This window comes from Methylobacterium sp. BI1, assembly GCF_056680125.1.
On the sequence record NZ_CM155267.1, the window covers coordinates 3,727,625 to 3,741,072 of the forward strand.

Genomic DNA, 13,448 nt, shown 5'->3' on the forward strand with positions numbered 1-13,448 from the left:
AGATGCATCTCGGCCGCCTTCCTTTTCGAAATCCCTTGCCCCGAAATCCCCTGCCCCGAAATGTCCCGGACCTGATGATCGCCCTTCGCCCGCCCCGTCCCTCCGCCGAGTCCGCCGACCGCCCTGCCACGCTCCGGATCGGGGCGGCGGCGCGCCGGGCGCGCGGCGCCGGGAGGCCGGCATGAGCGAGCTCGACGGCTGGGCCGAGCGTCGCCGCCTCGCCGAGCAGGGGCGCGGCGAGCGGCCCTGGTCCCTCTGGGGGCCGTATCTGAGCGAACGCCAATGGGGCACCGTGCGGGAGGATTACAGCCGGGACGGCAATGCCTGGCGCTCGCTGCCGCACGACGAGGCGCGCTCGCGGGCCTATCGCTGGGGGGAGGACGGCCTCGCCGGAATCTGCGACGAGCGCGGGCAGATGTGCCTCTCGCTCGCCCTCTGGAACGGGCGCGACCACATCCTGAAGGAGCGCCTGTTCGGCCTCGCCAACGAGGAGGGCAACCACGGCGAGGACGTCAAGGAGGTCTACCACTACCTCGACGCGGTCCCGAGCCACGCCTACCTGAAGTTCCTCTACCGCTACCCGCAGGGGGCCTACCCCTACGACGATCTCGTGCGCGAGGGGCTGCAGCGCGGCCGCGACCAGCCGGAATACGAGATCGAGGACACCGGGCTGTTCGCGGAGAACCGCTTCTTCGACGTCACCGTGGAATACGCCAAGGAGGACGTCGAGGACATTCACGTCGTCATTACGGCCGTGAACCGCGGCCCTGAGACGGCGGACCTGCACATCATCCCGCAGCTCTGGTTCCGCAACACCTGGTCCTGGTGCGAGAGGGCGGCGCACCGGCGCCCCGCCCTCGCCCTGCGCCCCGACGGCGGCATCGCCTGCGAGCATCCCCGCCTCGGGCCCTACCGCCTCAGCTTCGACGGCTATCCCGACCCGCTGTTCTGCGAGAACGACACCAACCTGCGCCTGCACGGCTGGGAGCCCGACGCCCCCGGCCCGTTCAAGGACGGCCTGCACGCGGCGATCGTCGACGGCGACGACGGGGCCGTGCGGCGCGACGGCGGCACCAAGCTCGGGCTGCACTACTTCCGCCAGCTCGAGCCGGGCGAGACCACCCGGGTGACCCTGCGCCTCGCGGCCGGCCAGCGCCTGCGCCCCGTCGACCGCGAGGGCACCATCGTGCATCGCCGGATCGCCGAGGCGGACGCCTTCTACGAGGCGCTGCAGGACGGCATCGGCGACGCCGATTCCCGCGCGATCTACCGGCAGGCCGCCGCCGGCCTGATCTGGTCGAAGCAGCTCTATGCCTACGACGTCCGGCTCTGGCTCAAGGGCGACCCGCTTCAGCCGGTGCCGCCCAAGGAGCGCGACGGCGGCCGCAACGTGCACTGGCGCCACTTCGCCGGGGCGGACGTGCTCTCGATGCCGGACAAGTGGGAATATCCCTGGTTCGCCGCCTGGGACCTCGCCTTCCACTGCCTGCCGCTGGCGCTGCTCGATCCGGACTTCGCCAAGAAGCAGCTCCTGCTCCTCACCCGCGAATGGTACATGCACCCCAACGGGCAGCTGCCGGCCTACGAGTGGGAGTTCGGCGACGCCAACCCGCCGGTCCATGCCTGGGCCACCTACCGGGTGTTCGAGATCGACCGCGACCGGCGCGGCGGGCGCGGCGACCTCGCCTTCCTGGAGGGCGTGTTTCACAAGCTCCTCATCAACTTCACCTGGTGGGTGAACCGCAAGGACGCGGAGGGCCGCAACGTCTTCCAGGGCGGCTTCCTCGGCCTCGACAATGTCGGGGTGTTCGACCGCTCGCGCCCGCCGCCCGGCTTCGGCCGCATCCACCAGGCCGACGGCACCGCCTGGATGGCGATGTACGCCCTCAACATGATGCGCATCGCCCTCGAACTGGCGCTCCACAACGACGTCTACGAGAGCACCGCCTCGAAGTTCTTCGAGCACTTCCTGCTCATCGCCGAGGCGATGACCGACATGGGCGGCGAGGGCTTCGGCCTCTGGGACGAGGAGGACGAGTTCTACTACGACGAGGTCGACATCCCGGGCGGCGGCATGCTGCCCCTGCGGGTCCGCTCGGTGGTCGGCCTGGTGCCGCTCTTCGCCGTCGAGGTGATCGAGCCCTGGGTGCTGCAGCGCCTGCCCGACTTCGCCCGGCGCCTGAACTGGCTCCTAGAGCACCGCCCGCACCTCGCCTGCCTCGTCTCCCGCTGGGACGAGGGCGGCGTGCAGGACCGCAAGCTGCTGTCGCTGCTACGCGGCCACCGGATGAAGGCGCTTCTGCGCCGGATGCTCGACGAGGCCGAGTTCCTCTCGGCCCACGGCATCCGCTCCCTGTCGAAGGCGCACCGGGACCAGCCCTATGCGCTCAACGAGTTCGGCGCCTCCTTCACGGTGCGCTACGACCCGGCCGATTCCACCTCGAACATGTTCGGCGGCAACTCGAACTGGCGCGGGCCGGTCTGGATGCCGATGAACTACCTCATCATCGAGGCCCTGCGCCGCTTCCACACCTATTACGGCGACGACTTCCTGGTGGAGTACCCCACCGGCTCCGGCGACCACCTGACCCTGGCCGCCATCGCGGACGCCCTGGAGGACCGGCTGATCGCCCTGTTCACCAAGGATGCGGAGGGCCGCCGCCCGGCCTTCGGCGACCGGCCGCCGATCCCGCCCGCCCCCGGCGCCGAGGAGGCCCTGCTGTTCCACGAGTTCTTCGACGGCGACACCGGGCGCGGCCTCGGCGCGTCGCACCAGACGGGCTGGACCGCGCTGATCCTCAACCTGCTGCACACCCGCGCCCGGAGGACGGCCGGATAGGGCTGCGCCGGGCGGCCGTCGACGCGCCCGCTCCTCAGGCGACGGGCTGGCTGAGATAGGCCACCATCATCTCGGCGACGGCGCGGTCGGCGTAGTCCGACACGCTCTCGCGCCAGGCGACCGGGAAGGCTTCGACCACGCTGCGGCCGGCCAGGACCTCGGCGAGTTCGTGCGGCAGGAGCCCGTTCTCGATCGCCGCGGTGGCGGCGGCCCGGCCGTAGCTGCGCCGGAGGCTGCGCGGGTCGAACAGGATCGCGGGGTTCGCGGGCTTGGTCGGCTCAAAGGCCGTGGTGTGGAAGCTCATGGTCGTCGTCTCCGCCGAAGTGTTGCCCTGTCTGCGTCGCGTCGCGTCCTACGCAGCGGCGACAGGGGGCGGGGCGGAAGGCGGGGCGGCGGATGAGATCGCGGTGATGCTGGGACGGCTGGGTCATGCGTCGGCTCCGATCGTCGGCATCTCCGTGCCGCCGACGGAAGAGACGATAGCCGCATCGCCCGGGAATGTGCTTCCAAAGATCCGGCGCGGCGGAGAGCCGCTTCGCCCCGAAGAGCGTTTCGACGAAAGGCTCAGGCGGCCAGACGGTCGCCGAGCTGGTCCGCCACCGCCCGGGCCAGGGGGCGGGCCGCGTCGCGGATGTCCGGCACCGCGATGCATTCCCAGACCACGCCGCGCAGCATCGGCCCGAAGGCCCAGATCGGGGCGCCGTGCGGCGGCCCCGCGACCCGGCCCCCGGGGCTCGCCGCGATCCCGAGGCCGAACGGGCCGGGCCGGACGAGGCCGCGCGCCAGTAGGTTGCGGATCAGCGGATCGTCGGTCTCGGCGAGCCGGCTGAAGCCGGTGGCGTCGAGGATGCCCTGGACCGCGATCCGCTCGCGCCCGTCGGTGCCGCGCGGGCGCAGCGTCACCACTGCCCCGTCCGGGGCCTCGTCGATGGCGCGGATGCGCCCGGCCCGGACCACGAGGCCGCCGCTGCGGATCTCGGCCGCGATGGCCTCCGCCGCCGGGGGCGCGGTGCGGTGGCGATGCACGTCCCAGTAGGGGCGGACATGGCGCAGGATTCGCGCCTGCTCGGCCCGCGGCAGCCCGGCCCACAGCGCGTCGGTGATCGGGCGCAGGGCGTCGATGACGCCGCGCCAGTCGTCGCCGGCCTCCCGGGCCGTCGCGATCGCGCACCGGATGGCGGCGACGAGTTTGCGCGCCGAGCCGCGGATCTCGGGGGTGAAGTCGGGCCGCCGGCCCGCCGGGACGGCGGCGTGGGGCTTCGGCAGCAGCCCCCGGCGGGACACGGCGACGATGCGGCCGGCGAACCCTTCGCGGCGCAGGGCCGCCACCGAATCCATCATGGTCAGGCCCGTGCCGATCACCAGTACGTCGCGCGCCGGGTCGAGGGCGCCGAAGGCCTCCGGGCGCCACGGATCGAGCCGGTGCCGGCGCGGCGCGAGAGCCGGTCCCGGAAGGTTGCCCATCGCCAGGACCAGGCCCGCCACCCGCCGGGGCGGAACGCCCGTACCGTGCAGGACGAAGCCCTCCGGCACCGGCTCCACGTCGCGAATCGCCGCGCGCAGGGGGATCAGCCGGTCGCCGGCCCCGGCCGCCACCCGGGCCCAGCGCTCGGCGAGGTAGCGGCCGTAGAGCCCGCGCGCCGCGAAGGTGCCGGCCTCGGTCTCGCGGATTCCCTGCCGCTCCTCCGCAACGAGGGGCGCGTGCGCCAGCCAGTCCGCGAAGTCCTCGGGCCGCTCCGGATCGGCGCTCATCTGGCTCGCCCGGAGGTTCAGGAGGTGGTCCGGGTTGGCGGTGGCGTAGGCGAGCCCGAGGCCGAAGGGGCGGCTGCCCTCGCAGAGCAGCACCGGGCGATTCCCCGGCAGGGCGCGCAGCAGCTGCTCCGCCGCCATCAGGCCGCTGAAGCCGCCACCGATGATCGCGATGGGAAGCAGCCGGTGGGTGGACGTCATGGCGATGGGCTCCCGGGAATGATGCTCGCTCGGGTCTAGGGATGTTCTTTAAAAAGAACAAGCGAGGAGAGACGGAGGCCGGCAATCCGCAACGTAGCACCGATCGACCCAAGATCCGGACCGTGAAGAGGCGTTCGCGCAGGATATTCCAGGATCGCGCGGCGCTGTGGGATGGTCTCCTCCATCGCCTGGTTCTTTAAAAAGAACGTTCTCGTTGACTCGCGCCGCGGTGATCGGGACGATGCAGGGGGTCGGTCCACACGTGCCGGCCTCCCCGCGCCCGCCACCGACCCACACCCTCGAGAGGGACGTCATGAGCTTCCTCGAACCGGACACCGTCGAGTTCATCGGCTTTGCTGCCCCCCGCGAACAGTCGGAGATCCACGCGCCCACCGGCCCGGCCATCGACCGGGACTACCTGCGCCTCCTGGCCCAGGCCCATGAATGGGGCGGGTTCGACCGCATCCTGGTGGCCTTCTACGCCACGGCGCCCGACGCGCTCCTGCTCTCCGCGCAGATCGCGGCGGTGACGGAGCGCATCGGCCTGATGATCGCCCACCGCACGGGCTTCACCGCCCCCACGGTGGCGGCGCGCCAGTTCGCCACCCTCGACCAGCTCACGGGCGGGCGCGTCGCGATCCACGCGATCAGCGGCGGCGACGACCGCGAGCTGGCCCGGGACGGCGACCACCTCACCAAGGACCAGCGCTACGCGCGCACCGACGAGTTCCTGGCCATCGCCCGGCAGGCCTGGACCGCCGCGCGCCCCTTCGACTTCGCCGGGACCCATTACCGGGTAGAGGGCGGCTTCTCCGAGGTGAAGCCGGTCGATCCGCGCGGCATCCCGGTCTATTTCGGCGGCGCCTCCCCGGCCGCCATCGCGGTGGCGGGCCGCCAAGCCGACACCTACGCCCTCTGGGGCGAGAGCCTGGACCAGGTCCGCGAGGCGATCCGGACGGTCCGGGCCGCGGCGGCGCCGCATGGGCGGTCCCCGCGCGTCAGCCTGTCGTTCCGGCCGATCCTGGCCGACACCGAGGAGGCCGCCTGGGCCCGGGCGGAGGACATCCTGGCCCGGACCCGCGCCACCCGCGCGGCCCAGGGGCTCGGCCCGGCGGCGGCCCCGGCGAACGAGGGCTCGCGCCGGCTCCTGGCCGCGGCGGCGCAGGGGAACCGCCTCGACAGCCGGCTCTACACCGCCATCGCGCGGGAGACCGGGGCGTCGGGCAATTCCACCGCCCTGGTGGGCACGCCGGAGCAGGTCGCCGAGGCGCTGCTGGCCTATCACGACCTCGGGGTGCGCACCTTCCTGATCCGGGGCTTCGACCCGCTCGAGGACGCCCTCGCGTATGGCCGCGACCTGATCCCCGCCTTCCGCCGGCTGCTGGCCCGGCGTGGTCCCCGGGCGGAGGCGGCGTGATGCGGTTTCGTCTCGCGGCCCTCGCGCGTCTTGCCCTCACGCTGCTCGCTCCTGCCGGTCTCGCCCGCGCCGACGACGTCGTGCTGCGCGTCGGCGACCAGCGCGGCAATGCCCGCGCGCTGATGGAGGCGGCCGGCGTGCTGGCCGACCTGCCCTACCGCCTCGACTGGAGCGAGTTTCCCGCCGCGGCCCCGCTGCTGGAGGCGCTGAATGCCGGGGCGATCGACGCTGGCGGGGTGGGCGACGCGCCCTTCACCTTCGCGGCCGCCGCCGGGGTTCCGGTGAAGGCGTTCCTCGCCTTCCGCAACCGCCAGGACGGCCTCGCCATCCTGGTGGCGAAGGATTCGCCGATCCGGACGGTCGCCGAGCTGAAGGGGAAGAGCATCGCCACCAACCGCGGCTCCATCGGCCATCAGGTCGTGCTCGCGGCCCTCGAGGAGGCGGGCCTGCCGCCCAGCGCCGTGACCCTGCGCTTCCTGCCGCCGGCGGACGCCAAGATCGCGCTCGCCAGCGGCAGCGTCGATGCCTGGGCGACCTGGGAGCCGTACACCTCCACCGCCGAGCTCGCCGACCTCGCCCGGGTGGTCCGCGACGGCAACGGCATCACCCCGGGCCTGAGCTTCGCGGTGGCGAGCGACGCCGCCCTGAAGACGAAGCGGGCGCAGCTCGCCGATTTCGGCCGGCGCCTCGTGGCGGCGCGGGACTGGGCCCTGAAGGACCCCGCCCCCTACGCCGCAATCTGGTCGAAGCTGATCGGCCTGCCCGAGGCGGTGCCCCTGCGCTGGTTCGCGCGGGCGCAGTACCGGGCCGTACCCATCGACGAGGCGGTCATCGCCGACGAGCAGCGCAACATCGACCTCTACGTCCGCGCCGGGCTGATCCCGCAGGCCCGCGCGCCGAAGGCCGAGGCGATCCTCGATCGCAGCTTCGAACCGGGCGCCGCTGCGGTACGATAGGCCGCGAAGTCCAGCGCGAGAGGCGAGCCATGCACGGCGACCACGACCACGATCATGACCACAGCCACCACGACCACGCCCACGCGGCGGCGGAGCGCTGGAAGCACGACGGCGTGCGGGTGATCCCGGGCGACAAGCTCGACGCCAACACGGCCCAGACGCCGGGCATGTTCCGGCAGGCGGCGATCAACCATGCCCGGGTCGGCGCCCAGAAGATCTGGGCCGGCACCGTGGCGATCGCCCCCGATGCCAAGACCGGCGTCCACCACCACGGCGCCCTGGAGAGCGTGATCTACGTGGTCTCGGGTCGCGCCCGGATGCGCTGGGGCGAGAAGCTCGAATACGTGGCCGAGGCCGGACCCGGCGATTTCATCTTCGTGCCGCCCTACGTGCCGCACCAGGAGATCAACGCCGACCCGGACCAGCCCCTGAACTGCGTCCTCGTCCGTTCCGACAACGAGGCCGTGGTGGTCAACATCACCGATGTCGAGCCCGTCGAGCGGCCCGAGACGGTCCACTGGGTCGACCCGATCCACAAGCACCCCTGACAGACGAGACCGTCCTCCATGCTCCATCGTCGCCACGCGCTGCGCGCCGCCGCGCTCAGCCTGCTCGCCCTAACCCCGATTCTGGCCCCCGGAAACGCCCGGGCGGCGGAGGCTGGAAGGCTCCGCATCGGCTTCCAGAAATCCTCGACGCTGATTGCCCTGCTCAAGGAGGAATCCGCGCTGGAGAAGGCCCTGGCGCCGCTGAACGTCACCGTCACGTGGCACGAGTTCACCAGCGGCCTGCCGATCATGGAGGCGCTCAATGCCGGCCAGATCGATGTGTCGGCGGATGTGGCCGACACCGTGCCGATCTTCGCCCAGGCCGCCCAGGCGCGGATCGCCTACATCGCCCAGGAGGCGGCCTCGCCGACCGCGCAGGCGATCCTGGTCGCCGCCGATTCGCCGATCCGAGCGGTGGCCGACCTGAAGGGCCGCAAGGTCGCGGTGACCAAGGGGGCCGGCAGCCATTACCTGCTGCTGGCGGCCCTGGCGGCCGAGACGCTGCCCTTCAAGGCGATCAGCCCGGCCTACCTGACGCCGTCGGACGGGCGCGCGGCGCTGGCCAGCGGCAGCGTCGAGGCCTGGGTCGCCTGGGACCCGTTCCTGTCGGCGGCCGAGCAGCAGACCGGCGCCCGCGTCCTGCGGGACGGCACCGGCCTGTCCCAGTACAAGCGCTACTACCTCGCCGGGGCCGACTACGCGACGCAGCGCGCCGACGTGCTCGCGCTCCTGTTCGGCAAGCTGCGCGAGACCGGGGCTTGGGTGAAGGCCAACCCGGACGCCGCCGCCGCCCGCCTCGGCGCCCTCTGGAAGCTCGACCCGGCCATCGTCCGGCAGGCGAATGCCCGGCGCAGCTACCAGGTCGAGCCCGTCACCCGCCCCGCCCTCGCCGAGCAGCAGACCATCGCGGACGCCTTCCGCGCCGAGGGCCTGCTGCCCCGCGCCGTCGACGCCGCGGCCCTGCCGATCTGGGCGCCGCCGGGCCTCTGAGCGGGCCGGCCCCGCAACGCCCCGTCGGGGTGACCGGGGCCAGACCGTTCAGCGGATTCCGCCGCTCGCGGTGATGTTCTCGCCGGTGAGCCAGCGGGCCTCGTCCGAGGCCAGGAAGGCGACGACGTCGGCGATGTCGCCCGGCTGTCCGGCGCGGCCGAGCGGAGTCTGGGCGATGAACCCGGCCTCCATCTCCGAGCCGGCGATGCCGGCGCTGTGGGTGCCCTCGGTCGTCACGTAGCCGGGGCTGACCGTGTTGACGCGGATGCGGCGCAGGGCGAGCTCGTTGGCGAGGACCCCCGAGATCGCGTTCACGGCGCCCTTCGTGCCGCTGTAGACCGCGGCGGCCGGCGTGTTCACGTGGGTGATGGCCGAGGAGATGTTGACGATGCTCCCGCCCTCCCCGAGATGCTTGGCCGCCGCCCCGGAGGCGAGCAGGACGCCCAGCACGTTGATGTCGAAGAGCCGGCGGTAATGCGCCTCCGTCACCTCCTCGATGGCGGCGAATTCGTAGACGCCGGAATTGTTGACCAGCACGTCGAGCCGGCCGAACTGCGCCACCGCCGCCTCGATCAGGGCCTGCGCCTCCGCGGTCTTGGAGACGTCCGCCCGGACCGCGATGGCCCGCCCGCCCGCGGCGGTGATCGCCGACACCACCGCCTCGGCGCCCGCCTGGCTCGAGGCGTAGTTGACCACCACCGCCGCGCCGTCCCGCGCCAGGGCCCTGGCGATTCCCGCCCCGATGCCCTTCGACGCGCCGGTCACCACGGCGACCTTGCCCTGAAGCTTCGACATGTGTTCACCCTTCCAACCTGGGCCGGCGCCGCCATGGCGCCCGTCTCCCGTTGTTCGGAAGTTCGGAACTTCCGAAGCGGTGATCAAGTCCCTAGATGTCGAAACCATGAGACCGCTGCTTCACCCCGCGCCCGAGGACCTGCAGGCAAGTGCGATCCTGCACGCGCTGGCCGACCCGAACCGGGCCGCGATCTTCGCCAACATCATGCGGGCGGGCTGCGTCGAGGCCTGCGCCTCGCTCGCCACGGTGGGCGACCGGGTGATCCCGAAATCCTCGCTCTCCAACCACTTCAAGGTGCTGCGCGAGGCCGGGCTGATCCGCAGCGAGCGCCACGGCGTCGAGATGCGCAACCACGCCCGCTGGGACGAGGTGGACGCCCGCTTCCCGGGCCTGCTGCGGTCGATCCTGAACGCCTATGCGGGCGAGGGTCCGCGGGGAGCGGATGGGGCGGTGGCGGAGCGACCCGCGCCGCCAGGTCCGCCCGCCGACCCGTAGCCGGTCCGATCGCCGTAAAAATCACACCGTCAGTCCGGGGCGCCGCAGGCGAGACCGGACGCGAAGGGGCGCGCCGGAGGCGTGCCATCCAGGACCGCCGACGGTGTCAGGTTCGGCACCGCCTGCGTGTCTGGATCCCGGGTTCCGCTGCGCGGCCCCGGGATGACGCGGTACTGGGGTCGGACCCGGCGGCGCTGCCCCCACCCCGATCCCGAAACCGCTCAGGCCGCGGCCAGTGCCTTCTGGAATTCCGCCTCGGGCAGGAGCGCCCCGCCGGTGGTCCACACCACCTGGGTGGCTGCGCGCCAGTCCGGCCGGGCGCTGAGCGTCGGGCCGAGGGCCGCGAAGGCGGCGGCGGCGGACGGTTCGAGGCGCAGGGACGCCCGCTGCCAGAGGTCGCGGACCCCGGCGAACAGCGCGGAATCCGTCACCGTGACGATCCCCGCGATGAGCGGGCCGACGGTGCCGGCGACGAGGAGCGAGGCGCTCGACACCGCGAGGCCGTCGGCGGCGGTGCGGTTGTCGAGGCCGATGTCGTAGACGCTGACCGGCCGGTCGAGCCCGGCGCCGAGCTGCACCAGCATGCAGGGGGCGGCGACGGGCTCGACGAAGACGCAGTGCACCGCGTCACCGAACAGGAGCTTCAGCCCGAGGGTGACGCCCCCGGGCGCACCCCCGACCCCGCAGGGCAGGTAGACCACAAGGGGATGCGCGGCATCGACCGGAATGCCGGCCGCCGCGAGCTGGCGCTCCAGGTCGAAGGCCGCCGCGGCGTAGCCGAGGAAGAGGTCGACCGAACTCTCGTCGTCGACGAAATGCGCGTCCGCCCGGTTTCCGAAGGCGTCCCGCGCCGCCGCGACCGCGCTGCCGTAATCGCCCGCATGCTCCACCACCCGGGCCCCGATGTCGCGCAGGCGCTGCTTCTTCCAGGCCTTGGCGTCGTGGGACATGTGGACCTCGACCTGGAAGCCGAGCGCGCGGGCCATCACCCCGACGCTGAAGCCGAGATTGCCGGTGCTGCCCACCGCCACGGTGAAGGCCCCGAAGGCCGCCCGGATCTCGGGCTCGGCCAAGCGTGCGTAGGACTCGCCCGCGGGCAGCCAGCCCCGCGCCAGGGCCAGCCGCTCGGCGGTGACCAGCACCTCGTAGACGCCGCCGCGCGCCTTGATGCAGCCCGTCACCGGCAGGTCGTGGTCGGACTTCACCCAGACGGCCGGTGCGTCGCCGCCGCAGAGATGGGCCGCGACCTCCGGCGTCAGCGGCAGCAAGGGCGAATCGATTCGTCCGGTCTCGAGTTCGGGGAACAGCGCCTTCAGCAGCGGATCGAACCGGCGCCAGCGCGCCTCCGCGTCGCGAACCTCGGCGCGACCGAAGGCGAGCCCGGGCAGGACCTCGGCCGCCGACCGGACCCGCGGGTTGTGCCAGACCGTCGGACGCCCCGCACGCACGGCCTCCGGAATTCCCTGCGGCTGATCGGACATGGGCGTGGACCTTGATCGGTGGTTGGAAGTGTGAGGGCGACGGGACCCTCTTCCCAGCGGATCTCGGGCCTGCCCGAGATCCGTCGCGCTTGTGGGGAGGAGCTGGAGGTGGGGGTGGTTGGGTGACCCTAAACCTTCGGAGACCGGCGGAGCCACCCCCACCCCTGACCCCTCCCCTCGAGGGGCAGGGGAACGCGTCCAGGCCCTGACGGGACCGCCCCGTCGGAGCGGCAGCCTTCCCGGGCAAGCCGCACCACCCCGTCGCCACCCGTCTCAGATGTCCAGCGGTGCATTGTCCACCACCTCCTTCATCACGAAGAAGGTGCGGGTCTGGCGGACCCCCGGCAGGGCGATCAGGGTTGCGCTGTGGAGGCGGTTGAAATCCGCCATGTCGGAGACGCGGATCTTCAGGAAGTAGTCGAAGTCGCCGGCCACGAGGTGGCAGTCGAGCACCATCGGCATCGCCCGGGCCGCGGCCTCGAAGGCGGCGAAGCTCTCGGGCGTCGAGCGGTCCAGCACCACGCCCACCATGACCAGGGAGCCGCGCCCGACTTTCTCCGGCGCGATCTGCGCCCGCACGCCCCGGACGTAGCCCTCGTCGAACAGGCGCTGGATGCGCCGGTGGCAGGTGGCCGCGCTGGTGTTCACCCGCTTGGCGATCTCGGCATTGCCCATGCGCCCGTCCGCCTGGAGCAGGCGCAGGATCTTCAGGTCCATGCGGTCCAGCCCGGCGTCCATGAAAGATCCTTTCGTCGCAGGCATCAACGACGCAACGAAGAAGCGTCGAAAGCCATCGCCGGCCCGAGCTTGCAAAATTCGAGCTCCGATTTCGAGAGCACCTTTCGCACCGCGTTTGCTAGCTTCTTCCGGCTGACCACGAAGGACCCCGCCCATGCTGTCGACATTCGAGCGCTATCCCCTCACCTTCGGCCCGACCCCGATCGAGCACCTGCCGCGGCTGTCCGCCCATCTCGGCGGCGACGTGCTGATCTACGCCAAGCGCGAGGACTGCAATTCCGGCCTGGCCTATGGCGGCAACAAGCTGCGCAAGCTCGAATACATCGTGCCCGACGCCATCGCGAGCGGGGCCGACACCCTGGTGACCATCGGCGGCGTGCAGTCCAACCACACCCGCATGGTGGCGGCGGTGGCGGCCAAGATCGGCATGAAGTGCCGGCTGATCCAGGAGGCCTGGGTGCCGCACGAGGACGCCGTCTACGACCGTGTCGGCAACATCATGCTGTCGCGCATCATGGGCGCCGAGACCCAGCTGGTGGAGGACGGCTTCGACATCGGCATCCGCGACAGCTGGACGAGGGCCATCGCCGACGTGGAGGCCAAGGGCGGCAAGCCCTACGCGATCCCGGCCGGCGCCTCGGTGCACAAGTTCGGCGGCCTCGGCTTCGTCGGCTTCGCCGAGGAGGTCCGCGCCCAGGAGGCCGCGATGGGCCTGCACTTCGACTACATCGTGGTCTGCACCGTCACCGGCTCGACCCATGCCGGCATGGTGGTGGGCTTCGCCGCCGACGGGCGCGCCCGCAACGTCATCGGCATCGACGCCTCCTGCACCCCGGCCCAGACCAAGGCGCAGGTGCTGGAGATCGCTCGCAACACCGCCGAGCTGATCGGCGCCCCGGCGATCACGGCCGACGACATCGTGCTCAACGCGGACTACGCCTACCCGGTCTACGGTGTGCCCTCGAAGGAGACGGTCGAGGCCATCCGCCTCTCGGCGCGCCTCGAAGGCATGATCACCGACCCCGTCTACGAGGGGAAGTCGATGCAGGGCCTGATCGACCTCGTGCAGAAGGGCTTCTTCCCCAAGGGTTCGAAGGTGCTCTACGCCCATCTCGGCGGCGCCCCGGCGCTCAACGGCTACAGCTATACCTTCCGCAACGGCTGAGTTGCCGGGTTCGTCACGGGGCTGACACTTCCGGCCCGTTGAAAGCCAGGCGCTTCCTTTCGGGGCGCCCGCG

General features: G+C 72.0%; 12 protein-coding genes. 7 read left to right on the top strand and 5 right to left on the bottom strand.

All coding sequences use genetic code 11. The features are described from left to right. The first annotated feature begins 181 nt into the window (after nucleotides 1-181). Complete coding sequence (locus AC1MGR_RS17625; protein ID WP_480232400.1) at nucleotides 182-2,839, top strand: MGH1-like glycoside hydrolase domain-containing protein; 2,658 nt, start codon at nucleotides 182-184, stop codon at nucleotides 2,837-2,839. Nucleotides 2,840-2,873: 34 nt separating this feature from the next. Here AC1MGR_RS17625 and AC1MGR_RS17630 read toward each other — a convergent pair whose 3' ends face one another. Beyond that, nucleotides 2,874-3,143, bottom strand: coding sequence for a hypothetical protein (locus AC1MGR_RS17630; RefSeq protein ID WP_480232401.1), 270 nt, complete (start codon nucleotides 3,141-3,143; stop codon nucleotides 2,874-2,876). Nucleotides 3,144-3,403: 260 nt separating this feature from the next. Further along, a complete protein-coding gene (locus AC1MGR_RS17635) occupies nucleotides 3,404-4,789 on the bottom strand; it encodes an FAD/NAD(P)-binding protein (RefSeq protein ID WP_480232402.1) in 1,386 nt (461 codons plus the stop codon). Between the two features lie 313 nt (nucleotides 4,790-5,102). On the opposite strand from AC1MGR_RS17635, the gene AC1MGR_RS17640 reads away from it, so the two are divergent. Genes AC1MGR_RS17640 through AC1MGR_RS17655 form a run of 4 tightly spaced genes read left to right on the top strand, consistent with a single transcriptional unit; the run spans nucleotide 5,103 to nucleotide 8,700 of the window. Beyond that, a complete protein-coding gene (locus tag AC1MGR_RS17640; RefSeq protein WP_480232403.1) occupies nucleotides 5,103-6,206 on the top strand; it encodes an LLM class flavin-dependent oxidoreductase in 1,104 nt (367 codons plus the stop codon). After that, nucleotides 6,206-7,162: an ABC transporter substrate-binding protein gene (locus AC1MGR_RS17645; RefSeq protein ID WP_480232404.1), complete on the top strand. Its 957-nt coding sequence runs from the start codon at nucleotides 6,206-6,208 to the stop codon at nucleotides 7,160-7,162. The genes AC1MGR_RS17640 and AC1MGR_RS17645 overlap by 1 nt, the downstream gene beginning before the upstream one ends. Before the next feature lie 29 nt (nucleotides 7,163-7,191). Next, a complete protein-coding gene (locus tag AC1MGR_RS17650) occupies nucleotides 7,192-7,710 on the top strand; it encodes a cupin domain-containing protein (protein ID WP_480232405.1) in 519 nt (172 codons plus the stop codon). Nucleotides 7,711-7,728: 18 nt separating this feature from the next. Next, nucleotides 7,729-8,700: an aliphatic sulfonate ABC transporter substrate-binding protein gene (locus tag AC1MGR_RS17655; protein ID WP_480232406.1), complete on the top strand. Its 972-nt coding sequence runs from the start codon at nucleotides 7,729-7,731 to the stop codon at nucleotides 8,698-8,700. A 48-nt stretch (nucleotides 8,701-8,748) separates the two neighbouring features. Here the strand turns inward: AC1MGR_RS17655 and AC1MGR_RS17660 are convergent, their stop codons facing one another. Continuing rightward, on the bottom strand, nucleotides 8,749-9,495 hold the full coding sequence (locus tag AC1MGR_RS17660) for a glucose 1-dehydrogenase (protein ID WP_480232407.1): 747 nt from the start codon (nucleotides 9,493-9,495) through the stop codon (nucleotides 8,749-8,751). Between the two features lie 106 nt (nucleotides 9,496-9,601). On the opposite strand from AC1MGR_RS17660, the gene AC1MGR_RS17665 reads away from it, so the two are divergent. Further along, the gene (locus AC1MGR_RS17665) at nucleotides 9,602-9,991 is read left to right on the top strand and encodes a winged helix-turn-helix domain-containing protein (RefSeq protein WP_108034727.1); all 390 of its coding nucleotides are present in this window, start codon (nucleotides 9,602-9,604) and stop codon (nucleotides 9,989-9,991) included. 221 nt (nucleotides 9,992-10,212) lie between these two features. Here AC1MGR_RS17665 and AC1MGR_RS17670 read toward each other — a convergent pair whose 3' ends face one another. Continuing rightward, nucleotides 10,213-11,472, bottom strand: a complete 1,260-nt coding sequence (locus tag AC1MGR_RS17670) for a D-serine ammonia-lyase (RefSeq protein ID WP_480232408.1) — start codon at nucleotides 11,470-11,472, stop codon at nucleotides 10,213-10,215. Between the two features lie 273 nt (nucleotides 11,473-11,745). Continuing rightward, nucleotides 11,746-12,210 (bottom strand): Lrp/AsnC family transcriptional regulator, encoded by a 465-nt coding sequence (locus AC1MGR_RS17675; protein WP_055953482.1) that lies wholly within the window; start codon nucleotides 12,208-12,210, stop codon nucleotides 11,746-11,748. Nucleotides 12,211-12,364: 154 nt separating this feature from the next. Here AC1MGR_RS17675 and AC1MGR_RS17680 point away from each other — a divergent pair, with 154 nt between their 5' ends. Beyond that, on the top strand, nucleotides 12,365-13,375 hold the full coding sequence (locus AC1MGR_RS17680) for a 1-aminocyclopropane-1-carboxylate deaminase (RefSeq protein WP_480232409.1): 1,011 nt from the start codon (nucleotides 12,365-12,367) through the stop codon (nucleotides 13,373-13,375). The last annotated feature ends 73 nt before the right edge of the window (nucleotides 13,376-13,448 follow it).

What these genes read in the sequence shown, in the direction of transcription:
- AC1MGR_RS17625 (WP_480232400.1), top strand. Translation starts at nt 182, where the DNA reads ATGAGCGAGCTCGACGGCTGGGCCGAGCGTCGCCGCCTCGCCGAGCAG.
- AC1MGR_RS17630 (WP_480232401.1), bottom strand. Translation starts at nt 3,143, where the DNA reads ATGAGCTTCCACACCACGGCCTTTGAGCCGACCAAGCCCGCGAACCCC.
- AC1MGR_RS17635 (WP_480232402.1), bottom strand. Translation starts at nt 4,789, where the DNA reads ATGACGTCCACCCACCGGCTGCTTCCCATCGCGATCATCGGTGGCGGC.
- AC1MGR_RS17640 (WP_480232403.1), top strand. Translation starts at nt 5,103, where the DNA reads ATGAGCTTCCTCGAACCGGACACCGTCGAGTTCATCGGCTTTGCTGCC.
- AC1MGR_RS17645 (WP_480232404.1), top strand. Translation starts at nt 6,206, where the DNA reads ATGCGGTTTCGTCTCGCGGCCCTCGCGCGTCTTGCCCTCACGCTGCTC.
- AC1MGR_RS17650 (WP_480232405.1), top strand. Translation starts at nt 7,192, where the DNA reads ATGCACGGCGACCACGACCACGATCATGACCACAGCCACCACGACCAC.
- AC1MGR_RS17655 (WP_480232406.1), top strand. Translation starts at nt 7,729, where the DNA reads ATGCTCCATCGTCGCCACGCGCTGCGCGCCGCCGCGCTCAGCCTGCTC.
- AC1MGR_RS17660 (WP_480232407.1), bottom strand. Translation starts at nt 9,495, where the DNA reads ATGTCGAAGCTTCAGGGCAAGGTCGCCGTGGTGACCGGCGCGTCGAAG.
- AC1MGR_RS17665 (WP_108034727.1), top strand. Translation starts at nt 9,602, where the DNA reads ATGAGACCGCTGCTTCACCCCGCGCCCGAGGACCTGCAGGCAAGTGCG.
- AC1MGR_RS17670 (WP_480232408.1), bottom strand. Translation starts at nt 11,472, where the DNA reads ATGTCCGATCAGCCGCAGGGAATTCCGGAGGCCGTGCGTGCGGGGCGT.
- AC1MGR_RS17675 (WP_055953482.1), bottom strand. Translation starts at nt 12,210, where the DNA reads ATGGACGCCGGGCTGGACCGCATGGACCTGAAGATCCTGCGCCTGCTC.
- AC1MGR_RS17680 (WP_480232409.1), top strand. Translation starts at nt 12,365, where the DNA reads ATGCTGTCGACATTCGAGCGCTATCCCCTCACCTTCGGCCCGACCCCG.